Below are 22,847 nucleotides of genomic sequence, written 5' to 3' on the forward strand. Positions count from 1 at the left end.
TTATGAGAATGCAGCTTGAATGAAAACGCTTACTATGTTAATGGTCTACAACTGGGCTTATGACAACTTATTTTTAGGGGGAATTGAATAATGAACACAGAAAAAAAACCATTCATTGTGATCGGTGGAGGAATAGGCGGGTTGGCAACGGCTCTAGGAATTGCAGAAACAAAACAGTATGTAAAAGTCTTGGAGCAAGCTCCTGAATTTGGTGAAATTGGAGCTGGAATTCAGCTTGCTGCGAATGCAACAAATGTTTTACAACGTTTAGGCGTTATGGATAAAATCAACGAAATTGCAGTTTTTCCAAAAAGATTAGTTTTGATGGATGCTTTTTCAGGCAAAGAGCTTTCCGCTTTAGATTTAGGTGACGTATATAAAGAAAGATATGGAGCACCGTATGTTGTGTTACATCGCTCTGATTTGCATAGAGTGCTAGCTGAAGCGTGTGAAAGTAGCCCTTATATCGAACTTGTAACGAACCAAACAATTATCGAAACGGTAGAAAATGAAGGTCAAGTTACAGTTACTTCTGCAAAGGGAGATCAACATATAGGAACGGCCGTTATTGGTGCGGATGGTTTATGGTCTAATGCCCGTAAATTATTTGTGGAGGATCAACCAGTATGTTCTCAATATGTTGCATACAGAGGTGCTCTTCCAATGGAAGAGGTAACGAGTCACGGAGATTTAGATGATGTATATATGTGGATTGGACCGAATCTTCATCTTGTTCAATATCCGGTTAGAAGAGGAGAGCTTTACAATCAGGTAGTTGTTTTCAAAAGTTCTCAATACACCGAAGAAAATGAAAAAACAGATCAATGGGGTACCCCGGAAGAAATGGACCGTGTCTTTGCAGGAACTTGTGAGCCTGTTCAAAATGCGATTTCATTCATTCAGCGTCAACGTCGCTGGCCGATGTACGACCGTTTGCCAATTAATAACTGGACAAAAGGCAGGATCACACTTACGGGAGATGCTGCACATCCAATGCTTCAATACTTGGCACAAGGAGCTTGCCAAGCTTTAGAAGATGCGGCTTATTTGACTGATATGCTTCATAAGAATGGGAATAATGTGGAGCAGGCATTTTTGGAATATCAAGAAGAACGCATTCCACGTACAGCGAATGTTCAAACAAGTGCAAGAATGTGGGGAGAAATTATCCACAATACTACCGATGCGGGGATACTGCTTCGTGATACGATTCTATTAAATCGCACGGATAAGGATTTTAAATTTGTTGATGATTTCCACGGTTACAACAAAGCGTTTGTAAAAGCATAATAACCTGCATTTGCTTCATTCATCCAAAAGTTTTGGTTAGCATATTTTTTAAATCAATATTAGATTCTTGCCTTTCTTCCTTATGAAGAGAGGCTTTTACTATTTATCCCTTAATAACCTTTGTATTTTTTATAACATTTCTTTACAAGGGAAAAATAAAAAGTATAATGAAACCATAAAGGTCAAAAATGGTCAAACGTTGTAAGAGTTCGTTCATGGAATTGATGAATGGGAGGTTTTAAGATGGATATTAATAAAATGACAGAGAGAACCCAACAGGCGTTTATTGGCGGGCAGGAACTAGCCAAGGATAGGGGAAATCCGGAACTGACGGAGCTTCATTTATTAAAAACCTTAATGGAACAGGACGAGAGTTTATTAATTAGAATTTTATCTGATTCCGATAAAACGGTCAGTCGTTTTGAAATAGAGCTAAATAAGGAACTTAATAAATTGCCGGTAGTGAGCGGCAGTGTTGCTCAGGTGTATATGTCAGCTTCCCTACAACAGTTATTGACGGTTGCAGAAAAAGAAATGCAAGTGTGGGAGGACGAATATTTATCCGTCGAACACATCCTGCTGGCGTTGTTAAAGGAAAAAAAACCGAATATAAACAGGCTGTTTTCAACTTGTGGAATAGATTACGATAAAGCAAAACAAGTTATACACGATATAAGGGGGAATCAACGAGTGACTAGTCAAAATCCAGAAAGCACATATGAAGTCCTAAAAAAATACGGCAGAGATCTCGTTGCTGAAGTTAAATCGGGGAAGGTTGATCCTGTCATCGGGCGTGATACGGAAATTCGCAATGTCATCCGGATTCTATCACGAAAGACGAAAAATAATCCAGTATTGATTGGGGAACCTGGGGTAGGTAAAACAGCGATTGTCGAAGGATTGGCGCAAAGGATTGTCAGGAAGGATGTCCCGGAAGGACTAAAAGACAAAACAGTTTTTTCACTTGATATGAGTGCTCTAGTTGCCGGGGCCAAATTCCGTGGTGAATTTGAGGAACGTTTAAAAGCTGTACTGAATGAAATTAAAAAGAGTGATGGTAAAATTCTTTTATTCATTGACGAATTGCATACAATTGTAGGAGCAGGCAGAACGGATGGTGCACTTGATGCAGGGAATATGTTAAAGCCGATGCTTGCTCGTGGTGAGTTGCACTGTATCGGTGCAACAACCCTGGATGAATATCGCCAGTATATTGAAAAGGATCCCGCTCTAGAACGCCGTTTCCAGCAAGTTCTCGTTCCCGAGCCAGATGTGGAAGATACTATTTCAATATTGCGCGGATTAAAGGAACGGTTTGAAATTCACCATGGCGTCAGGATACATGATCGGGCGATTGTTGCTGCCTCTGTCCTTTCCAACCGTTATATAACGGAGCGATTTTTACCAGATAAAGCGATTGACCTAGTGGATGAAGCTTGTGCGATGATCAGAATGGAAATTGATTCAATGCCTTCAGAGCTAGATGAAATCACAAGAAAGGTTATGCAGCTTGAAATTGAAGAAGCGGCCTTGAAGAATGAAGAGGATCCTCAAAGTAAAGCAAGGCTAGGTGTACTCCAAAAAGAACTTTCAGAACTTAAGGATCAAGCGAATAGCATGAAAGCAAAGTGGCAAATGGAGAAATCTGCGCTTCAAAAAGTACAGGACCAACGTGAAGAGCTCGAGAAGCTTCGTCATGAACTGGAACAGGCAGAGAATGACTATGACCTCAACAGGGCTGCTGAACTACGGCACGGACGGATTCCACAGCTTCAAAAAGAATTGGATGCTATGGAAGATGAATTGGAAAAGGAAAAGCAGGATTCACGATTGCTTCGCCAAGAAGTGACGGAAGAGGAAATCGCATCGATTGTTGCGAGGTGGACGGGTATTCCGGTAAGCAAGCTGGTGGAAAGCGAAAGAGAGAAGCTGCTTCGCCTTTCGGAAATTCTTCACGAACGCGTAATAGGCCAAGGAGAAGCGGTGGAACTTGTATCTGATGCTGTTTTACGGGCAAGGGCAGGAATTAAGGATCCAAACAGACCGATTGGTTCGTTTATTTTCTTGGGACCGACCGGAGTGGGTAAAACTGAACTGGTCAAAGCGTTGGCAGAAACGTTATTCGATAGTGATGAACATATGATTCGAATCGATATGTCGGAATACATGGAGAAACATTCCGTTTCCCGACTAGTCGGTGCGCCTCCTGGATATGTTGGTTTTGAGGAGGGCGGACAACTAACCGAAGCTATTAGAAGAAACCCATACTCCGTCGTGCTACTAGACGAAATTGAAAAGGCACATCCGGAGGTCTTCAATATTTTGCTGCAAATGTTGGATGACGGACGTATAACAGACTCCCAAGGTAGAACCATCAACTGTAAAAATACGGTTATTATCATGACATCCAATATTGGCTCCCATTTCTTGTTGCAGTCCAACCGTAGCGATGGAGCCATTGAAGAAGAAATAAAGGATCAAGTGTTCAAAGAATTAAGAGGACATTTCCGCCCTGAATTTTTGAATCGAGTAGATGACATTGTGTTATTCAAGCCGCTTACTCAACATGAAATCGTTGAAATTGTAGAGAAAATGGTTCAGCAATTACAAGTGCGGTTATCTGAACAAAATATAAACCTCCACGTCACCGAAGCGGCTAAAGAATTCATTGCCGAACAAGGGTATGATCCAGTATATGGGGCAAGACCGCTTAAGCGATTTATTCAAAAGCATTTGGAAACAAAAATCGCTCGCCGAATTATAGCGGGGACAGTTGAAAACGAAGAAGGAATAACGATTGATTATGTTCATAACGAATTAGTACTAATTTAAAGTTTATGAAATGTAGTTTAATCAAAAGCAAAGAACGGTATAACAAAAAGGACATCCCCAAAGGATGTCCTCTTTTGCTTCTTAATGTTGATGAGAGTCTTTTGTTGGCCCAGCAGGCATAACAGCAGGGATAATACATATTAGAATAGCCGCAGCGATTCCTAAAATTGTTCCCTGTGCAGCATCGTATGAAACTCCGATCATGGAAGAAACAACATATACAGTCATATGCACTAATAAGAATGTCCAAAAAATAGTCCAAGCATAACGCATCGAATTTCACCTCATTCCACTACATTCATTTTTATCTTACCATAATTAATATACAGTTAAAACGGCTTTTTCATAATAACCATTAAATAATTAAATACAGTATAACAAAGTAATCTTTTCTGACAGATGGGTTGGGAATGAAAAGTTGTCTTTAGTAAGAAGAAAAACGATATTATTTCGAGATCTTCACAAAATTATTCCAGCTTGATTAATTTATGAAAAGAAAATAGGCGTCTCCCCTGACCTTTTCAATATTTCGACATAAATTAAGTAGTAGTAGTATTTGTAGGAATATTCCTTAAAGGAGTTTAAAAGATGGAACTGGAACAGCGAACTTTTCAAATTGATGACCAATGGAGTATCGTCTATTATCCGGAGCAGCCCAGTGGTTTTTCCGTAATGGTAATCGGAGACCGTAGTCATTTTGTCGAAAAAGACAGCAGCTTTTGGCTCCAGCATCCTGGCAGGTTACGAATATTGGAGTATTTAAAAGAATGCGGATACACACTATTTTCATCCAATTTCCACGGAGCCAGTTGGGGTAGTCCAAAAGCTCTTGATCTTTCCCTTAAACTATATATTCTCTTCATGAAAAAGGAAATAGTCAATCAAAGGATTCATGTGTTGGCAGAGGGGACAGGCGCACTTCTCGCATTAAGGCTAATGAATGAACTAGGAAGTAAAATACGTTCTGTCGTTCTTATTGATCCAGTTTTTTCATTGAAAGCACAACTGGAAAAAGAAAAGGAAAATAAGTTTTTTTATAAAAAGTGGTTGACTGAGGTTTCGGCTGCTTATGAGATGAACCCAGCCGAATGTGAACAGCATATTCTGGATTCTGAAGATCCGTTAATTGAGGAGAACATCCCTGTAAAAGTAATTCAGGTTTTTGGAAGCTTGCGTAAAGAACAAGCCTCCTTTTATCGGAAAATCCAACTGGCTAGAAAGGCTGACTTGCAGCTAACTTATTTATTACCTGAAAAACGCTATAAAATACCTTATCAAATTCAGAAGTTTTTTAATGAGAATGAAGAGTCTTTATAAGAGTGGATATATTTTCACATTAGTTTGCATACGATACAGCATCTAAAAAAACTTGACGTGCCGGATGAAGCGAGCTTGATGGCATACGAGGAGGCTGTATTTATGCAAACATTCATTGTCATTGGCGCTTATCAATTTGTAGGTTTCTATGTGACCCAATATTTATTGAATCAGGGCGAAGAGGTAATCGGAATTGATTGGACAGATTCCCAAGCAAGTCAGTATATTATAGAAGAAAAGGAACTTGAAATTGGTCGAAGTGCTAATTTTATATATTTTCCGATAAATAAACTTAGATTATTAGATATTTCCCAGCAGGACACTGTTTTTATATCTTGTTACGATATTAGAAAAGGTAAAATAGGTAGAATCAATTGTCTTATAGACGATATCGTTTTCTTTCTTGAGAAATGCAAAAAAAATGGCTTAGATGAAACGCCAAATATTGTGATTCTCATGCCTGTTGAAGAGGATGTGGAGGATTTCCAGTCAATAATAACCTCAATCGAAGGAATTGCTTCTGTTAAAATCATATTTTTACCGACCATTTATGGCCCCTGGCAACCCGAAAGCATGTGCTTTGAAGCCGGAATCAACCAACTTGAACAATCAGCTATCAAAGCTACGCTTGCTCGTGAATATACCGAGGATGCGCTCTTTATTACTGATTTTGTGAACGCTTTAGAAAGAGTTGCTACCTTATCAGATAGAAAAATCCAGCTGTGCAGCAGTATAGATGATCACTGGAATAAATGTGCCAAGTTTATTTTTGGAGAAAGTATTGATTACTTATTTATTCAACCAGCAACTAAGATAATAAAAGGGACCGTCTATGAGGTGCAAAGTAAAACGGGTCCAGAAGAAGGTGTTTCCTTACAAAGGAAACATAATAAACGATTAAACTTACTTAAAAAGTGGAGAATGCATGATTAAAGAGAGCCTTTGGTTAAACTCTAGAAGCACTGTTAAAAGGGGTACGAGTAATTCAAGAAACTAAAAACATGAATATCAAATCCTATTTTGGGTAAGTGTATATGACAAGGCAGGTACAGTATCGAAAGACATTAATTCTAGGAAAAGTCCATAACCTGTTAATTTGGCCTGTATCTTATATGCGTCGTACTTTAATGAATGGAATAAAACTATCAGGAAATTCATTTTTTAATGTCTGTGCCTTTACGAAAGGGCTAAGGGGAATTATGATAATAATGAGATATTCTTTAAGTGAAAAAATGATTATCTGGTAAATTATCAAGTAGATAAGGAGGCAACTAAAAATGAGTTCAGATAAAACACTTGAATTTATGGGAATCGCTATGAAATACTTCCCAGAGGCTAAAGCAAAGCTGGAGGCAAACGGAATTCCTTTTTCAATGGATATGGCAGAGCCGTTCATGGACCTGTTTAAAAAAGTGATGCAAGAAGCTTATGAGCTTGGTAAACAAGATGCTCAGCGTTAATTAAGCTTAGGCTGTCCAGTCATGCGGACAGCCATCATTTTTTTCAGTTAATCTTTGTTTAAGAACTTGGTAATCAATGGGTTCATTTTCTGAATGGTTGGTTTGTATTGGTCATATAATCCCATTAATGTTTCTACGCTCACCATCAATTGCATGTAGTCAACTTTTGATTCCTCCTTTTGGAGTTCAGGCTCCGCTTTTCTACCAAACATCAAATCTGAAAAATGATCATCTTGTGTACTTCGATTGTTGCGAGTGAAAATGTCCATAATAAATTCCTCCTTTTTTCTATAATGTATGTCTATAAAACACCTTGGCGAAGGCCCTTGTCCGATTCAAGAAACAGATTCTTTTATACTTTCAAACTGTTAGCTCTTGCAAGGAAGAGTTTTTTTATATAAAATTAGTACCAGGTAATAATAGATGATGATAATTATTTATTAAAATAAATAAGGGGATGGCAAAATGAACGCTGGAATATTAGGGCTTGGACGCTACTTACCCGAAAAAATCGTTACAAATGCGGATTTAGAAAAAATCATGGACACTTCTGACGAGTGGATTCGGACTAGAACAGGTATCGAGCAAAGAAGAATTGCCGATGATAATACGAATACTTCTGATATGGCTTATGGAGCGGCAAAAGCTGCATTGATAAATGCAGAAGTCTCAGCGGACGAGATAGATTTAATTCTTGTAGCTACCGTGACACCTGATCAGTCGTTTCCTTCTATTGCTTGTATGATTCAGGAGAAATTAGGAGCAAATAAGGCGGCGGCTATGGATGTTAGTGCTGCATGCGCTGGCTTTATGTATGCGATGATTTCAGCACAGCAATTTATTCAGACAGGTGCTTATAAGCATGTGCTAATTGTTGGTGTTGAAAAGCTTTCAAAAATAACAAATTGGGAAGACCGCAATACTGCTGTCCTATTTGGGGACGGAGCCGGTGCTGCTGTCCTTGGGCCTGTTGCAGATGGGAAAGGGATTCTTTCCTTCGAATTAGGTGCAGATGGAACTGGTGGTAAGCATTTATTACAGGAAGGAGATTTTATTTCTATGAACGGACGTGAAGTGTTTAAGTTTGCTGTCCGTCAGATGGGAGAATCTAGCCTGAGTGTACTAGATAAAGCGGGATTGACAAAAGAAGATGTGGATTTACTTGTCCCTCATCAAGCTAATATTCGAATTATGGAAGCTTCGAGGGAACGTTTGGGTCTGCCAGTTGAAAAAATGACAAAGACGGTTCATAAATATGGAAATACCTCTTCAGCATCGATTCCGATTGCTCTTGTAGAAGAAATGGAAGCGGGCAGGATTAAGGAAAATGACCTAATCATTATGGTCGGTTTTGGTGGAGGACTCACTTGGGGAGCAATTGCTCTTAGGTGGGGGAAATAAAAATAGAAAACAAAATAATCGTACGAGCTTTAAATAAGGAAGGAGCCATTTCTAATGACTAATCGCCGTGTTGTTGTAACAGGTATTGGAGCAATCTCTCCAGTTGGTAATGATGCAGAAACTGGATGGAAGAATATAATTGAGGGGAACTCAGGGATAGGGCCATTAACACGCTTGAATGCTGAGGAATTTCCTGTAAAAGTGGCTGCTGAAATAAAAGACTTCGATATTGAGACATATATCAATCGTAAAGAAGCGCGTAAGATGGACCGTTTTACGCATTATGCCATTGCTGCATCAGTTATGGCATTTAATGATAGTAAGCTAGAAATTACAGATGAAAATGCCACACGTGTTGGTGTTTGGATTGGTTCAGGTATTGGTGGACTAGAGACGCTTGAAACACAACATGAAAACTTTTTAAACAGAGGCTATAAGCGTGTAAGTCCATTTTTCGTGCCAATGATGATTCCGGATATGGCTGCTGGCCAGGTTTCTATCTTGTTAGGAGCTAAGGGAATCAATTCTTGTACGGTAACAGCTTGCGCAACTGGAACAAATTCAATTGGTGACGCGTTTAAAGCAATTCAACGTGGCGATGCCGATGTAATGATCACAGGTGGTGCCGAAGCGCCGATCACGAAAATGTCGGTTGCAGGCTTCTGTGCGAACACGGCTTTATCGACAAATCCTGATCCAAAAACGGCAAGCCGTCCTTTTGATGCAAACCGTGATGGGTTTGTAATCGGAGAAGGAGCTGGGGTTATTATTCTTGAAGATTTAGAACATGCATTAAACCGTGGAGCCAAGATTTATGCTGAAATAGCTGGATATGGATCGACTGGAGATGCTTTCCACATTACGGCACCAGCGCCTGGTGGAGAAGGTGGAGCAAGAGCGATGAAGATTGCGATTGATGATGCAGGTTTGAAACCGGAAGACATCCAATATGTAAACGCCCATGGAACAAGTACGCCTTACAATGATAAATATGAAACGATGGCAGTCAAAGAAGTCTTTGGTGACCATGCATATAAACTTGCATTAAGCTCTACAAAGTCAATGACTGGACATATGTTAGGGGCAGCAGGTGGAGTCGAAGCAATTTTCACCATTCAGGCAATCAGAGACAGCATTTTGCCACCGACTATTAATATTGAAACACCGGATTCTGAGTGTGATTTGGACTATGTGCCAAATCAAGCAAGGAAAAGTGAAATTAATGCGGCCATCAGCAATTCACTTGGGTTTGGCGGTCATAACGCAACTATTCTTTTCAAAAAATATCAATAATTAATGTTAAGAGCAAATCTTTAGAGATTTGCTCTTTTTTTGTTTGTGATGGTCCATGGACCGAACTGGTTACCTTCTTTGATAGAAAGCTTTTTTTCATTCTTAAACATGTATAGGGAAATAATATGTGTCACCCGCAATTATAAAATCATACGATAGTTAAAAGAGGCGGGGGTGTATGGGATGGGTGTTATTTCAACAAATGAATGGTTGAAGAAGGACTTCGACCGCCCGGTTCAGATGATGGACAGACTGAAAGATAAATTCAACAACAATATTAATGGAGATATGATTTATCGCCACTTACAAAAGCACGGCATGTATTCTCCAAATCAAAAAACGAAAAATACATGGGGAAACTTAACAGAAAATAATGTTTGGGAAAAGACACAAAGCCTTTTTACTTCTTATAAGAAGTTATGGGAAGGTCCAGACGTTCCCATTTATATTTTTCCTCTTATGTCTTCAGGGATGTGGAAGCAATCTATTGAAACGAAATCAGGATTGGCTTTTAAAGATAAATTGTTTCTTTTTTATGACAATGGTATAGCGGAAAAGGAAATGGAGGCCCTTTTGATTCATGAATATCATCATGTTTGCCGATTACACCAATTGAAAAAAGAACAGAAAGATTATACACTTCTCGATACGATGATTATGGAAGGGCTCGCTGAAAGAACTGTTAGTAAATATTTAGGAACGGGATATTTAGCGAAATGGACAAAGTTATATCAGGAAGACAAACTCCGGGGATTTTGGAGTAAGCACTTAAAAGCAAAGCATACCATAAAGCGTACAGACCCGCTTCATGATGTTCTTCTGCTGGGGAAGAAAGGGTATCCGTATATGCTAGGATACTGTACAGGATACTATCTGGCGAAAAATGCTGAAAAGCTCTCTGTAAAAAAATCATTCATTATCCAATCTGAAAAATTCTTAACAGAAAAGAACTAATTTATACGTTCTATTTTTCTTAATCTGTTTTCTAGAATAGGAATAAAATGTCTGGTTCCTGCCTATACTGATTGACAAACAGAAATTTGTTTAAGTGAGGGATGAATGATGTTATATCTTCATGATGTATGGGTTAATTGGTTTGAAGGAGAAGAAAACGGCTATAATATTTGTCATTTTCATGAATGGAGGAAGGATGATGGTATCGAGCTATTAGATCAAGTTCCTCTGTTGAAAGTCTCAGCAACACTCTTCCACTACATAGAAAATGACTTATCAGAATTACCTAAGCCATTGCTTAGCGATGTCTATCAAAAAGCGTATGCAAGGAAAAACCATGAACGAATTCAGCTTGACTATTGTTTTATCGTTACCGATGGAAATGGAATTCTAGCTGTAGATACAATAGGTTATCATATTCCGATTCGGAAAAGCAGAATAATTCCTCGGCAGGAACAAATTGTTTATGACATGATAGAAAACCATGATGAGATGGATTACACTTTTACTGAAAAACCTACATCTGAGAAAGAATATCATATTTTATCGCCGTCACCCTTATTTATGAATGGATTGACAAGAAAAGAAAGACAGCTTAAGCAGCTTCTATTCATGGCCATGGATCAATTATTTACAGCGAAAAACACTGCTGAAATCCGTTATTGGTATACAGAATGGGCTCCAGAAAAATATGAAAGCATTCAAGAAATGGATTTTCAAATAGCTTGGCTTGAGTTATATGAGGAAATGAAGGAAGGCTGGTCAGAAAAACACCTACAACTATGCGAAAATTTAGTAAAGGGGCAGCCATTTTTTGAAAAGCTTTGGCAAGTAGAGACAGGAGATAGTCCATCGATATTATAGGAGCATTTAACATTCACAAAAAGAAAAGACGATCCGATTAGGATCGTCTTTTTCTTTTATCTTTTTCTGCCAAGCCCCATACCGTTATACATTTTTCTGATCATTTTATTCGCTTCAATGTTCGCTTTTTCTGCACCACGGTCAAGAATTTCATCCAATTCAGGAGAATCAATTAATTTGTAATAGCGCTCTTGGATTGGTAAGATTTCTCCAAGTACCACTTCAGCTAAATCACTCTTAAAGTCTCCGTAACCCTTCCCTACGTATAATTCTTCAATTTCGGGGTAGGTTTTCCCGCTAAAGATGGAGTAAATCGACATTAAGTTGGAAACCCCAGCTTTGTTTTCCTTATCATAACGGACAATACCCTCGGAATCGGTAACCGCGCTCTTGATGTTTTTTTCGATTTGCTTTGGATCATCTAATAGGGCAATCGTAGCCTTTTTGTTAGAATCTGATTTACTCATTTTCTTAGATGGTTCTTGAAGCGACATTATACGCGCCCCTGCCGTCGGAAGGCTGATTTCCGGAATCTTGAAAATCTCGTTGTACTTATTATTGAATCGTTCAGCTAAATCACGTGTTAATTCAAGATGCTGTCTTTGATCTTCGCCGACAGGAACAACATCTGTACTATAAAGAAGAATATCGGCAGCCATCAGCGGAGGATAGGTCAGCAGTGCTGAAGAAACCCCTTCTTTACCGGCTGATTTGTCTTTAAATTGAGTCATACGCTCAAGTTCGCCAATATAAGAGATACTTTGTAATATCCAGCCTGCTTGAGCATGCGCAGGTACCTCTGATTGAATAAAGATTGTATTCTTTTCCGGATCGAGGCCAATAGCCAAATATAAAGCGGCTAATGTTTTAATGTTTTTTCTTAATTTAAGACGATCTTGTGGAACTGTAATTGCATGCTGGTCAACGATACAAAAGAAACAATCATATTCATTTTGTAAGTTAACAAATTGTTTCATTGCTCCGATATAATTCCCTAAAGTAACGGAACCGGATGGCTGAATGCCGGAGAAAATCCTTTTCAACTGCTAGTCACTCCTCTAAATACGTTTATTAAGTAAATGGATATTCGCTCTTCATTATTGTAAAGGATAAATAGAAAATGAAGCCACTTTTTTTGAAAGTAACTGGCGCCTTATTTAAGATAGGAAAGCGCTCATTTATATCTCGTGGAGGGGCCGTTTTGAAGTGATCACTTCTTGTATCGACGTCATTCCAGAAATACGAATTGTCCACTATAAATGTATTTTAGCATTTATTCATATTAAATGTATAATCGAAACAGCATAAAGACTATTATCGAGCCCGTGAAAGGAAATTTTATTTCCTTCTATAACCATTCTGAATTATATAAGACGATTTCAAAAATGTGAGATTGTTTTTTATTTTTCAATGTGTAGACGATTTTGGGGAAGGATACAAGGTAATACGTTTCGAACAAAATTATCGTGTATGACAACGTAATTCAAAGTACACATAGGTTTTATTGCCTTTTTTGAGACTAAAACCCAAAGTTTTTTTATTAATTAACTAGATATAGGAGTAAAGTTCAATCGTTGTGGTATTAAAGAAAGGGGTCTGTTGTATTTGTAAAATAAAATTGAAGACTGATGGCGAATGAGGTGGAGAAATGAAACCAATGACAAAATGGTTGATGACAGGGATGTGTATGTTCCTGATTCAACAGCCTGTTCATGCAGAAAGTATGAACGAGACTAGATATGTAGCACTTGAAAGTAAAGAACTGCCTGAGAGAGCCCCGCGTTTTGTATTTGATTCGGGTTTGAAGTTTGACTATCCGGATGCTGTGCGCGGAATTTATGTGACTGGACCTGCAGCGGGCGGCAACAAATTCAACGAACTTATTAAATATGTAGATGAAACCGATTTGAATGCGATGGTCATTGATATTAAGGATGACTGGGGAAACGTTACGTATAAGTCAGAAGATCCTGATTCTCCTTATGCTGGGATTGGTAAAGACCATATAAAAAATCCTAAGGAAATGCTGGGAAAAATGGAGGATAAACAGATTTATCCGATTGCTAGGGTGGTTGTGTTCAAAGATACCCTTCTCGCAAAAGAGAAGCCGGAATGGTCATTTTTAGATGGAAAAAAGGTATGGGAAAATGGTCGTGGAGAATCTTTCGTTAACCCATTCATGAAAGAGGTATGGGATTATAATGTTGGAATAGCTATTGAAGCGGCAAAGATGGGATTCAAAGAAATTCAGTTCGACTATGTCCGTTTTCCGGAAGGGTTTGAAAAAAAAGAAGACGAATTGAAATATAATATGGGTGACTATGATGAAGCAAAAATAAGTCATACTGCAAAAAGGGTACAGGCAGTAACGGATTTCGTCAGTTATGCGAAGAAACAACTAGAACCATACGGAGTGGATGTATCAGTGGATATTTTTGGCTATGCCGCTACGTTACCGGAAGCTCCGGGAATTGGTCAAAATTTTACCAAAATATCTGAAAATGTTGATGTCATTTCCTCGATGATATATCCAAGTCATTGGACATCTTATTTCGGTATCGAGAAACCTGATTTGGAGCCTTATGACCTTGTTAAGGAATATGCCAAATTGGAGAATAGGAAGCTGAAAGAACTGGAAGCACCACCGACTTCCAGACCTTGGCTACAAGACTTTACAGCTTCTTATTTAGGGGCGGGGAATTATCAAAAGTATGGTAAGGAAGAAGTGGAAGCCCAAATTAAAGCTTTAAATGAAAATGGAATTGATGAATTTTTATTATGGAATGCAGCGAATCGGTATACCAAAGGGGTAGATTATACGCCGTGAAAAATGGATGACCGTTAGGGAATAGCTTTCGGTCATCCAATTTCTGTAGGAATTACCGTTTCTTATTTCCACCAACTTGATTCCATCCTGACTGAATTCGCTTTGATTGATCGAAAATATGAGAGTGACGTTTACCGCCAAACCATTTTTCGCCGATCCCATTCGTCACTACGCCATTCACGGCTGTAATGCCAATTACGCAAACCGCGACCAAAATCAGGTCTGTAAAATAACTAATCATCCTAACCCTCCTAATATTTTCAAGTTATTTAAGTTCTATTGTAGTGGATAAGAAAAATTGTGGAAAGTAAAAAGTAGTAAAAGAGGAGATTAAATTATGAATTGGTATGAAAAGTTAAATCAGTATTTTCCAATTGAAGAAATGAAGTCAAAAGAGCATATAGAAATTCTTTTAACGGATAAGCAGGAAATTTACAAAAAAGATGAAGGTCCTGACCATGTTTTATTATATGTGGAAGGGGATGAGTTTATTTTCATTGATTACCTATTTGTTTCCAAGAAATCAAGGGGGCAGGGGTTAGGAAGAAAATTGATTCAAAAGTTGCAAAATAGGCAAAAAACAATATTACTTGAAGTCGAGCCTGTGCAAGAACATGATGATGATACATTAAAACGACTACGGTTTTATAAAAGGGAAGGGTTCAAGCATGCTTCTTCTATATCATATAGCAGGAAATCGCTTGCTACCAAGGAGAATACACCGATGGAAATCTTATATTGGCCATCTGATTCATCCATAGAAGACGAAGACGTATTTAATTTCATGAAAGAGATTTACTCTGAAATTCATACCTATAAGGACAATCACCTTTATGGAAAGTCTTATCAAAATGTAGAGGATGTACTGAGTATAAGTATGGGGTATGAAACGGATATATTTGAAGAGATAAGCATGAATAACTAGAGCCGGTATATTCAGGCTCTACAGTCTTTTTTTGTTTTTAAAATTTGACCGTTGATTTCCACTCCAGGCACTCGCTTTCCGCGGGCGGTCCGGGAGCCTCCTCGGCGCCATTGCGCCTGCGGGGTCTCCCTTGGACGCGCTTTTCCCGCAGGAGTCTCGTACCTTCCGTTCCAATCAACTTTGTTTTAACATTTAGATAGAACTCCTTTTGTCTACAAACTGAGAGTCGGTATATTACCGGCTCTTTTCTTATGTATTTTTTGCTGGGCTACCGAATAAGAATTAACTTCTTGAATATTTACAAATCCACCCCATTCTGATTCTTTTGATTTACCTTTTTTTTATGTTTATGGTTATATGTGCTAAAAGAATGGTTTTTTAAAAGAAAGGAGGAATTTGTTCTTCATTAAAGAAAATATATTAAAATGAACTTGTTTATTGACAAGGAATGGGGGTAAATAAAAGTAACGAACTAATTATAAAAATATGAGGGTTAAGATGAGAGTTAAATGAGAATGATAGCTAGGTATTTTCAATTAGAAAAAGTGGATTAAAATGTATTACATAAAAAAATGAATTAGCTATAGTACAGGCTAAACAAGAAGTTTTAAAGGATTTTTTCAATTTTGAAAAAGGGTATTCATTTTAAATAAATTAGTGTATAATTAACATTATGAAATACTTATTTAAAATTATTTCAAATTAGAGTGGTACTTATGAATACTAATAGTAGATTTCCCCTCATAGATCACCGATTCTATATTTAGGGAGTGTGAGTAAACATGGTAACATTATATACATCGCCTAGTTGTACTTCATGCAGAAAAGCAAAAGCATGGTTAGAGGAACACGAAATTGGATATAAAGAGAGAAACATTTTTTCAGAACCGCTTACTATTGATGAGATTAAAGAGATTCTGCGTATGACTGAAGATGGTACGGATGAAATCATCTCAACAAGATCAAAAACTTTCCAAAAATTAAACGTAAATTTGGAGAGCCTGCCTCTTCAAGAATTATATAAATTGATTAAGGAAAATCCAGGACTGTTAAGACGTCCAATTATCCTTGATGAGAAAAGGCTTCAAGTTGGATATAACGAAGATGAGATTAGACGCTTTTTACCACGTAAAGTTCGTACGTTCCAGTTACGAGAAGCACAACGTATGGTCAATTAATAAGGTTTTCAAGCTCTGCCGAGAATTGTGCAGAGCTTTTTCTTTATACATAACTGAATTCGCACTTAAATTTCACCTTTTAATCTGGATTTTAGGAAAATGCACCTTTTTGATATTCGCATTCGATTTGGCTACAGTTGGTCACCTTTAAAGATAAAAGGTGAATGTAACTCGCGATTTTGTGTATATAATAGAACATAAACTTTAGCATTAACTAAAATTAAAGGAAGCTCCGATATAGTTGCATGCGGATGAATTTTTTTATAGAATGAATGGAATATTAGGCAAACAATTGTTTTTTAGAAAAGTAATGTTTTTTATTTCCCTTCTTAAAGGTTTTGTCATAAAATGATGTAAAATAGTCTGTTTTAATGACTAACATGATTTACAGTATTCACTTACGGGTAAAGAGCTTTTAAGAGCAATTTTCGCTTGGGGGTTATTATCCCTTCAAAATGAGAAAGGAAGGGAGAGGGGAATCATGGAAATCGAACGCATTAATGACGATACAGTTAAATTTTATATTTCCTATATAGATATTGAGGAAAGAGGCTTTGATCGCGAAGAGATTTGGTACAGTCGTGAAAGAAGTGAGGAGCTTTTTTGGGAAATGATGGATGAAGTGCATCAAGAAGAGGAATTCATGATTGAAGGACCTTTATGGATTCAAGTTCAAGCTCTTGAAAAAGGCTTGGAAGTTTTGGTCACAAAAGCCCAACTTGCCAAAGATGGTCAGAAACTCGAGCTGCCTCTTTCAGAAGATAAATTAAAGGATTTGAATGTATCAGAGAAGATGGATACACTTCTTGACCAACATTTTCATGATAAGGATGAAGAAAGCGGTATTACCTTTGAAGATGGAATGATTGAGTTCATCACAATATTCGAAGATTTTGAAGATGTTATTTCTTTAAGTAAGCGTCATGGCTTGGATAGCTGGACAACGAAACTTTATGTTTATCAAAATAAATATTACCTCTATATCGAATTTTCCGAGGCCGAAATTGACGAGGAAGAAATTGATAATATTTTAAGTCTTTTATTGGAATACAGTCAGGAGTCACCGATAACCGTACACATGCTAGACGAGTACGGTAAAATAGTGATAGAAAATGATGTATTCGCAACGGTTGATAAATATTTCGTATAACTAATAACTGTGGAGCCGATTTCAGTAGAAATCGGTTTTTTCGCCCTAGAATGAATATTTTTACCTTAGACAGGAAGTTCTTATTAGAGTGTGCCTGTGTTTGTTAATTGGAGGTAGTCTAGGTGAAGAATAAAGTCGGCATTAGTCTGCTTATTCTCTTGTTGGGTAGCACATGGTATTTTCTATTAAAGGAGGTCAATGGAGGGCTTTTCGGTTATTTCAGTCTGATATTGACTCTTTTCTTGGTGATTATTGGATTTATCATCTTCCTCGAAAATCGGGATCCCGCCCATACCATAGCGTGGCTTGTTGTATTTGGTGCTTTCCCAATTATCGGTTTCATGTTTTATTTTTTGTTTGGACGTAATTTCCGGAAAGAACGGATATTTCGTAAGAAATATTTTTTAGATAAGCAAAGTTTCGTAAAAATAGACAGCGAAGCAGAACTTAATTATCGGAAATTTAAGGAGATGGAGGAGCACCCCCAGAAGTTATTTTCTCTTGCACAAAGGCTTGGGAATAGTCCCATCTCATTTACAACTGAAACTCGAATTTTAACAAATGGAGAGGAAACATTTTCTAATATCATCCAGGAATTAAAAAAAGCCAAACATCATATCCATTTAGAATATTATATTGTTAGGGATGACCATATTGGTGGTGTTCTAAAGGATGTATTGATACAAAAAGTAAGAGAAGGGGTAAAGGTTCGTTTTATATATGATGCGGTTGGCTCTTGGAAGTTAGCCAGATCCTATATTTATGAGCTGAGGAATGTAGGGGTCGAAATTGTTGCTTTTGGCCCGCTGCGTCTCCCTCTATTAAATAATAAATTCAACTTTCGTAACCATCGAAAAATAATTGTGATAGATGGGTCTGTCGGTTTTATGGGGGGACTCAATATAGGTGATGAATATTTGGGACGTAATCCGAATTTTGGATTTTGGCGTGATACGCATCTTATGGTGAAGGGAGAAGCAGTAAGGACGTTACAGCTCATTTTTTTACAGGACTGGTATTACAGTACCGACCATAGCTTTTTATCGGATGAATATCTCCAAACGAGCCTGCCGCTTCATCATGAACATGGTGGTGTACAAATGATTGCAGGTGGTCCGGATAGTGAGTGGACAATCATTAAGAGCATTTTTTTTAAGATGATTACATCTGCAGAAGAGTCTGTATGGATTGCATCTCCTTACTTCGTTCCTGATGACGATATTTTTCAGGCATTAAAGGTTGCCGCTTTGAGTGGTTTGGATGTCAGGCTGCTCGTTCCGAAAAACCCTGATAAGCGTATTGTATTTCATGCTTCCAGAACGTACTTTCCAGAAATGCTTGCGGCTGGAGTCCGGATTTTTCAATATAATGAAGGGTTCATGCATAGTAAAATTGTCATCGTTGATCATCAACTGGCTTCAATTGGGACAACCAATATGGATATGAGGAGTTTTCACTTGAATTTTGAGGTCAATGCCTTTCTCTACCGGACGGAAAGTACACAACACCTGGTGAATGACTTTTTGGAAGATATAAAGGTTTCACAAGAAGTGAATATAGATGAGTTCACCAAACGGAATATGGGGTTGAAAATACTTGAGTCCACTTGCAGATTACTTTCACCACTTCTTTAAGTGCTTACATCTTTTAATGCCGATCAGGCATTTTTTTTTTTGCTTAAATTTAAAAGGAATCCTATGTGATAATAGCGAATGGATATAAATTAAAGAGGTGATGTATGATAACTGCGATAAAAAAGGATGGGACTTGGATTACCCTTCCTGAAAAAATGACAGCAAACTTGCTTGCTGAATTGAGAATGTCAACAGATTATTACTGTCCGTGCTGCAAAGCAGAAATGACAATCAAGGCTGGAATGATTAAAATCCCCCATTTTGCCCACAAAAATAAATCTTCGTGCCGCGCTTCGTCGGAACCGGAATCCGCTTATCATTTAATGGGGAAAAGAAAATTGTTTCATTGGTTTTTATCACACCACTATCAAGCTGATTTAGAAGCCTACCTTCCTGAAATAAGGAAAAGGGCAGATATCTTAGTAACGATAGGAGGTATACGCTATGCAGTAGAATTCCAATGTTCCGTTATTTCCGAGACTGAATTCATAGAACGAACAAACGCCTATCAAAGTGTCGGTATCAAACCAATTTGGATCCTAGCAGCTAAACACTTGAAAAGAAGGAATCTGCATGAATTCAGTTTATCAGGCTTTCATTGGTTGTTTGTTACTGGCAGCTACCATCACCCGTTTCTTTGGATGTATTGTCCAGAAACTAACCAATTATCAGCTTTAAAAAACCTCACCCCTTTTTCCCCTAGAAACGTGTTTGCCGAATTAACTACAGCTTCATTAGTGATACTCCCACCTAGTCAGATATCGCCTCGAAACTGCTTCAGCTTTCCTTTTCTACCTGCTTGGAGAAGTAAACGAAAAAACTGGTGCCTTCACCGTATGAAAACTGCACAGAGAAGTGATTCATTTTTCCAGGGACTCTATTCACATCATATTTCGCCTGCGACGATTCCTATTGAAATAGGGGTGCCGGTTAGAGGAATGCTTTTGATCGAAACACCGCCGATAGAATGGCAAGCGTGGCTTTACATGGACGTGTTTCAAAAGAAAAGGCCTGGGGAAAAGATTATTATGAATGATGTTATCTATTTTTTTAAGAAGCGGGCAAAAAACGGAGGAATAAGGTTCAGATCATTGCCCTTGCTTAAGAAAATAGACATAGAGTATCCTGTTAGGCAATATATTCAGCTTTTAGAGCAAATGGGTTTAATATCAGAGTTGGAAGAAGGGGTTTTTAAAGTTGTGAATCATTTCTCCCTTCCTTCGAATAGTGATGAAAGTCAAGTGATGGAAAGAATTTTTTATAATGAGCATAGGTTGATGATAGAAAAGGGGAATATCCATAATAATGAGTGATACCATCGCGATTTACCTTGAATTCAGATGAAAGGGCAGGATTATTTTTGTTAATGGAGAAATAGTAAGAAGAAGGATTTTTATACTTTAAGAAAGCGTGATTGTTGTATATAGTAAATACAACGTTCAATCCGGTTTAAGGAAAGGGTTAGCTAACTGGAAAGTTTTCTATAGAATGGAGAGGAAATTATTATGACACAAGAAACAAAAGTAAATACATTGCCCTCAAGAAGTGAAATTGCAGCTGAAGATACTTGGAGGCTGGAAGATATCTTCGCGACTGAAGAAGACTGGGAAGCTGCCTTCAAAGCTGTAAAAGAAGACCTTAAGAAAGCGGATGTGCACAAAGGAACATTAGGTGAAAGCGCTGAAAAGTTATTTAGAGCCCTGCAATTCCAAGATGAAGTATTTGAGAAGCTAGGGAAAGTTTATTCTTACTCACATATGCGCAATGATCAAGATACAACCAATCCTTTTTATCAAGGAATGGAAGACCGTGCAAAAGCTTTATACGCCCAGGCAGCAGCGGCATTTTCTTATATGGTTCCTGAACTATTGAGTATTGACGAAAGCAAAGTGGCTGGATTTTTAGGAGAAAAAGAAGAATTGAATTTATATAAACATTCATTGGAGGAAATTAGTCTTCAGAGGCCTCATATCTTGTCTGCTGAGCAGGAAGCTTTATTGGCACAAGCATCAGAAGTACTCGATGCATCAGGTAATACTTTCGGCATGCTTAACAATGCAGATTTGAAATTCCCGACCATCAAGGATGAAGAGGGGAATGAAGTGGAAATAACTCACGGAAGGTACATTCGTTTCCTTGAAAGTGAAGATCGTCGTGTACGTGAGGATGCATTTAAAGGGGTATATAGTAAGTATGGAGAGTTTCGCAATACATTTGCTTCAACCCTGTCAGGTGAAGTGAAGAATCATAATTTCAATGCGACAGTTCGAAAATATGATTCGGCACGCCATGCGGCTTTAAGTAACAATAACATTCCGGAGACCGTATACGATAATCTCGTTAAAACAGTCAATGACAATTTGCCGTTACTGCACCGTTATCTTGAATTACGTAAAAAAGTATTAGAATTAGATGAACTTCATATGTATGATTTATTCACTCCGCTTGTAAAAGAAGTGAAAATGGAAGTGACATATGAGGAAGCGAAAGATTATGTCCTTAAAGGCCTTGCTCCACTTGGGGAAGACTATTTAAATGTTTTAAAAGAAGGATTTGAAAATCGTTGGGTTGATGTGCATGAGAACAAAGGGAAACGAAGCGGTGCCTATTCCTCTGGTACATACGGGACGAATCCTTATATTTTAATGAACTGGCAGAATAACGTGAATAACTTATTCACTCTCGTTCATGAGTTTGGGCATTCGGTCCATAGCTTTTATACACGTAAATATCAGCCATACCCATACGGAAATTACTCTATTTTTGTAGCAGAAGTTGCATCGACATGTAACGAAAATCTATTGAATGATTATTTATTAAATACAATCGAGGATGAAAAGAAACGCATCTATTTATTAAATCATTATTTAGAAGGCTTCCGTGGTACGCTGTTCCGCCAAACGATGTTTGCTGAGTTTGAACATACAATTCATTTGAAAGCTCAAAATGGAGAGGCATTAACAGCAGATATGCTTACGAAGGAATATTATGAACTAAACAAGAAATACTTTGGAGAGAATGTAGCCATTGATGAGGAAATCGGTCTGGAATGGGCTCGAATTCCACATTTCTACTACAATTACTACGTTTATCAATATGCGACTGGTATCAGTGCAGCTACAGCCTTAAGCAAGCAAATTCTAGAAGAAGGAGAACCAGCTGTCAAAAGGTATTTGGAGTTCTTAAAATCAGGAAGCTCCGATTATCCAATTGAAGTTCTCAAAAAGGCTGGCGTCGATATGACAAAAGCAGAGCCAGTGCAAGAAGCCATGAATGTATTTGAAGAAAAATTAAATGAGTTGGAAGAACTTTTGGCTAAATAAGAATCGGAAAAAGGACCCGCATAGATGCGGGTCCTTTTCAGCTTTCGTTATAATCCTCTAAAACGATTTCTTTGATTCAAACTGTGAAGAATAATGAAAAAAACAAAAAATAAAATAGGGGAGGTGAAATACAGAGGAATGAGATTCATGATACCGAGTAGCTGGACGAACAGCGACCCTATTAAGAGAATTAGTAAAATAGTGCCTTTCAATTTGGCCACCTCCAACCTGATAGAAGTAGAAAATCTGAAGCCTCCTTATAAGATTTTATGTTTTAGAATAGGCAGTATTCTAAGAATATGACAATAATGTGAAATGACGCACAAAGTGCTTGCGTTAGATAAGTATTATCTGATATAGTACAGATATAGAAGTTATCACATCCAAACATATACCCCT

At 37.9% G+C, this 22,847-nt stretch carries 20 protein-coding genes; 16 read left to right on the plus strand and 4 right to left on the minus strand.

The genetic code is table 11. From position 1 onward, the window contains the following. Positions 1–90: 90 nt before the first annotated feature. Complete coding sequence (locus tag AKG34_RS04555; RefSeq protein ID WP_053344986.1) at positions 91–1,290, plus strand: FAD-dependent monooxygenase; 1,200 nt, start codon at positions 91–93, stop codon at positions 1,288–1,290. 243 nt (positions 1,291–1,533) lie between these two features. Further along, positions 1,534–4,122 (plus strand): ATP-dependent chaperone ClpB, encoded by a 2,589-nt coding sequence (gene clpB / locus AKG34_RS04560; protein WP_053344987.1) that lies wholly within the window; start codon positions 1,534–1,536, stop codon positions 4,120–4,122. Between the two features lie 81 nt (positions 4,123–4,203). Here the strand turns inward: clpB and AKG34_RS04565 are convergent, their stop codons facing one another. Continuing rightward, on the minus strand, positions 4,204–4,395 hold the full coding sequence (locus tag AKG34_RS04565; protein WP_053344988.1) for a YjzD family protein: 192 nt from the start codon (positions 4,393–4,395) through the stop codon (positions 4,204–4,206). A gap of 315 nt (positions 4,396–4,710) precedes the next feature. Here AKG34_RS04565 and AKG34_RS04570 point away from each other — a divergent pair, with 315 nt between their 5' ends. The 3 genes from AKG34_RS04570 to AKG34_RS04580 all read left to right on the plus strand — a co-directional run bounded on the left by AKG34_RS04570 (position 4,711) and on the right by AKG34_RS04580 (position 6,899). Continuing rightward, positions 4,711–5,439 carry an alpha/beta fold hydrolase gene (locus AKG34_RS04570; protein ID WP_053344989.1) on the plus strand — a complete coding sequence of 243 codons (729 nt, stop codon included), beginning with the start codon at positions 4,711–4,713 and terminating at the stop codon, positions 5,437–5,439. Positions 5,440–5,541: 102 nt separating this feature from the next. Continuing rightward, a complete protein-coding gene (locus AKG34_RS04575) occupies positions 5,542–6,372 on the plus strand; it encodes a Rossmann-fold NAD(P)-binding domain-containing protein (protein WP_053344990.1) in 831 nt (276 codons plus the stop codon). A gap of 344 nt (positions 6,373–6,716) precedes the next feature. Next, positions 6,717–6,899: a ComZ family protein gene (locus AKG34_RS04580; protein ID WP_053344991.1), complete on the plus strand. Its 183-nt coding sequence runs from the start codon at positions 6,717–6,719 to the stop codon at positions 6,897–6,899. 47 nt (positions 6,900–6,946) lie between these two features. Here the strand turns inward: AKG34_RS04580 and AKG34_RS04585 are convergent, their stop codons facing one another. After that, the gene (locus AKG34_RS04585; RefSeq protein WP_053344992.1) at positions 6,947–7,168 is read right to left on the minus strand and encodes a hypothetical protein; all 222 of its coding nucleotides are present in this window, start codon (positions 7,166–7,168) and stop codon (positions 6,947–6,949) included. A gap of 196 nt (positions 7,169–7,364) precedes the next feature. Here AKG34_RS04585 and AKG34_RS04590 point away from each other — a divergent pair, with 196 nt between their 5' ends. The 4 genes from AKG34_RS04590 (at position 7,365) to AKG34_RS04605 (ending at position 11,411) form a co-directional block, all read left to right on the plus strand. Then, a complete protein-coding gene (locus AKG34_RS04590; protein WP_053344993.1) occupies positions 7,365–8,300 on the plus strand; it encodes a beta-ketoacyl-ACP synthase III in 936 nt (311 codons plus the stop codon). A gap of 54 nt (positions 8,301–8,354) precedes the next feature. Then, positions 8,355–9,593, plus strand: coding sequence for a beta-ketoacyl-ACP synthase II (fabF, locus tag AKG34_RS04595; protein ID WP_053344994.1), 1,239 nt, complete (start codon positions 8,355–8,357; stop codon positions 9,591–9,593). Positions 9,594–9,776: 183 nt separating this feature from the next. Continuing rightward, complete coding sequence (locus tag AKG34_RS04600) at positions 9,777–10,547, plus strand: DUF2268 domain-containing putative Zn-dependent protease (protein ID WP_053344995.1); 771 nt, start codon at positions 9,777–9,779, stop codon at positions 10,545–10,547. Between the two features lie 108 nt (positions 10,548–10,655). Beyond that, positions 10,656–11,411, plus strand: a complete 756-nt coding sequence (locus AKG34_RS04605) for a YjbA family protein (protein ID WP_053344996.1) — start codon at positions 10,656–10,658, stop codon at positions 11,409–11,411. 56 nt (positions 11,412–11,467) lie between these two features. Here the strand turns inward: AKG34_RS04605 and trpS are convergent, their stop codons facing one another. Continuing rightward, positions 11,468–12,454: a tryptophan--tRNA ligase gene (gene trpS / locus AKG34_RS04610; RefSeq protein WP_053344997.1), complete on the minus strand. Its 987-nt coding sequence runs from the start codon at positions 12,452–12,454 to the stop codon at positions 11,468–11,470. A gap of 644 nt (positions 12,455–13,098) precedes the next feature. On the opposite strand from trpS, the gene AKG34_RS04615 reads away from it, so the two are divergent. Next, positions 13,099–14,238 carry a putative glycoside hydrolase gene (locus AKG34_RS04615; protein ID WP_236694993.1) on the plus strand — a complete coding sequence of 380 codons (1,140 nt, stop codon included), beginning with the start codon at positions 13,099–13,101 and terminating at the stop codon, positions 14,236–14,238. A 52-nt stretch (positions 14,239–14,290) separates the two neighbouring features. Here the strand turns inward: AKG34_RS04615 and AKG34_RS04620 are convergent, their stop codons facing one another. Next, entirely contained in the window at positions 14,291–14,479 is a 189-nt protein-coding gene (locus AKG34_RS04620; protein ID WP_053344998.1) for a hypothetical protein, read from the minus strand. 96 nt (positions 14,480–14,575) lie between these two features. Between AKG34_RS04620 and AKG34_RS04625 the strand changes: the two genes are divergently transcribed. The 6 genes from AKG34_RS04625 (at position 14,576) to pepF (ending at position 22,448) form a co-directional block, all read left to right on the plus strand. Beyond that, entirely contained in the window at positions 14,576–15,163 is a 588-nt protein-coding gene (locus AKG34_RS04625) for a GNAT family N-acetyltransferase (protein WP_053344999.1), read from the plus strand. Positions 15,164–15,945: 782 nt separating this feature from the next. Next, on the plus strand, positions 15,946–16,341 hold the full coding sequence (spxA, locus tag AKG34_RS04630; RefSeq protein WP_034314502.1) for a transcriptional regulator SpxA: 396 nt from the start codon (positions 15,946–15,948) through the stop codon (positions 16,339–16,341). A 481-nt stretch (positions 16,342–16,822) separates the two neighbouring features. Beyond that, the gene (gene mecA / locus AKG34_RS04635) at positions 16,823–17,491 is read left to right on the plus strand and encodes an adaptor protein MecA (RefSeq protein WP_053345000.1); all 669 of its coding nucleotides are present in this window, start codon (positions 16,823–16,825) and stop codon (positions 17,489–17,491) included. 122 nt (positions 17,492–17,613) lie between these two features. Then, positions 17,614–19,125 carry a cardiolipin synthase gene (gene cls / locus AKG34_RS04640; RefSeq protein ID WP_053345001.1) on the plus strand — a complete coding sequence of 504 codons (1,512 nt, stop codon included), beginning with the start codon at positions 17,614–17,616 and terminating at the stop codon, positions 19,123–19,125. Positions 19,126–19,229: 104 nt separating this feature from the next. Further along, positions 19,230–20,438 (plus strand): competence protein CoiA, encoded by a 1,209-nt coding sequence (locus AKG34_RS04645; RefSeq protein ID WP_053345002.1) that lies wholly within the window; start codon positions 19,230–19,232, stop codon positions 20,436–20,438. Positions 20,439–20,630: 192 nt separating this feature from the next. Then, entirely contained in the window at positions 20,631–22,448 is a 1,818-nt protein-coding gene (gene pepF, locus AKG34_RS04650) for an oligoendopeptidase F (RefSeq protein WP_053345003.1), read from the plus strand. Positions 22,449–22,847: the final 399 nt, after the last annotated feature.

This window comes from Peribacillus butanolivorans (assembly GCF_001273755.1).
Lineage (GTDB): Bacteria > Bacillota > Bacilli > Bacillales > DSM-1321 > Peribacillus > Peribacillus butanolivorans.

Coding starts and splice junctions, on each gene's coding strand:
- AKG34_RS04555 (WP_053344986.1), top strand. CDS start 91: ATGAACACAGAAAAAAAACCATTCATTGTGATCGGTGGAGGAATAGGC.
- clpB (WP_053344987.1), top strand. CDS start 1,534: ATGGATATTAATAAAATGACAGAGAGAACCCAACAGGCGTTTATTGGC.
- AKG34_RS04565 (WP_053344988.1), bottom strand. CDS start 4,395: ATGCGTTATGCTTGGACTATTTTTTGGACATTCTTATTAGTGCATATG.
- AKG34_RS04570 (WP_053344989.1), top strand. CDS start 4,711: ATGGAACTGGAACAGCGAACTTTTCAAATTGATGACCAATGGAGTATC.
- AKG34_RS04575 (WP_053344990.1), top strand. CDS start 5,542: ATGCAAACATTCATTGTCATTGGCGCTTATCAATTTGTAGGTTTCTAT.
- AKG34_RS04580 (WP_053344991.1), top strand. CDS start 6,717: ATGAGTTCAGATAAAACACTTGAATTTATGGGAATCGCTATGAAATAC.
- AKG34_RS04585 (WP_053344992.1), bottom strand. CDS start 7,168: ATGGACATTTTCACTCGCAACAATCGAAGTACACAAGATGATCATTTT.
- AKG34_RS04590 (WP_053344993.1), top strand. CDS start 7,365: ATGAACGCTGGAATATTAGGGCTTGGACGCTACTTACCCGAAAAAATC.
- fabF (WP_053344994.1), top strand. CDS start 8,355: ATGACTAATCGCCGTGTTGTTGTAACAGGTATTGGAGCAATCTCTCCA.
- AKG34_RS04600 (WP_053344995.1), top strand. CDS start 9,777: ATGGGTGTTATTTCAACAAATGAATGGTTGAAGAAGGACTTCGACCGC.
- AKG34_RS04605 (WP_053344996.1), top strand. CDS start 10,656: ATGTTATATCTTCATGATGTATGGGTTAATTGGTTTGAAGGAGAAGAA.
- AKG34_RS04615 (WP_236694993.1), top strand. CDS start 13,099: ATGTTCCTGATTCAACAGCCTGTTCATGCAGAAAGTATGAACGAGACT.
- AKG34_RS04620 (WP_053344998.1), bottom strand. CDS start 14,479: ATGATTAGTTATTTTACAGACCTGATTTTGGTCGCGGTTTGCGTAATT.
- AKG34_RS04625 (WP_053344999.1), top strand. CDS start 14,576: ATGAATTGGTATGAAAAGTTAAATCAGTATTTTCCAATTGAAGAAATG.
- spxA (WP_034314502.1), top strand. CDS start 15,946: ATGGTAACATTATATACATCGCCTAGTTGTACTTCATGCAGAAAAGCA.
- mecA (WP_053345000.1), top strand. CDS start 16,823: ATGGAAATCGAACGCATTAATGACGATACAGTTAAATTTTATATTTCC.
- AKG34_RS04645 (WP_053345002.1), top strand. CDS start 19,230: ATGATAACTGCGATAAAAAAGGATGGGACTTGGATTACCCTTCCTGAA.
- pepF (WP_053345003.1), top strand. CDS start 20,631: ATGACACAAGAAACAAAAGTAAATACATTGCCCTCAAGAAGTGAAATT.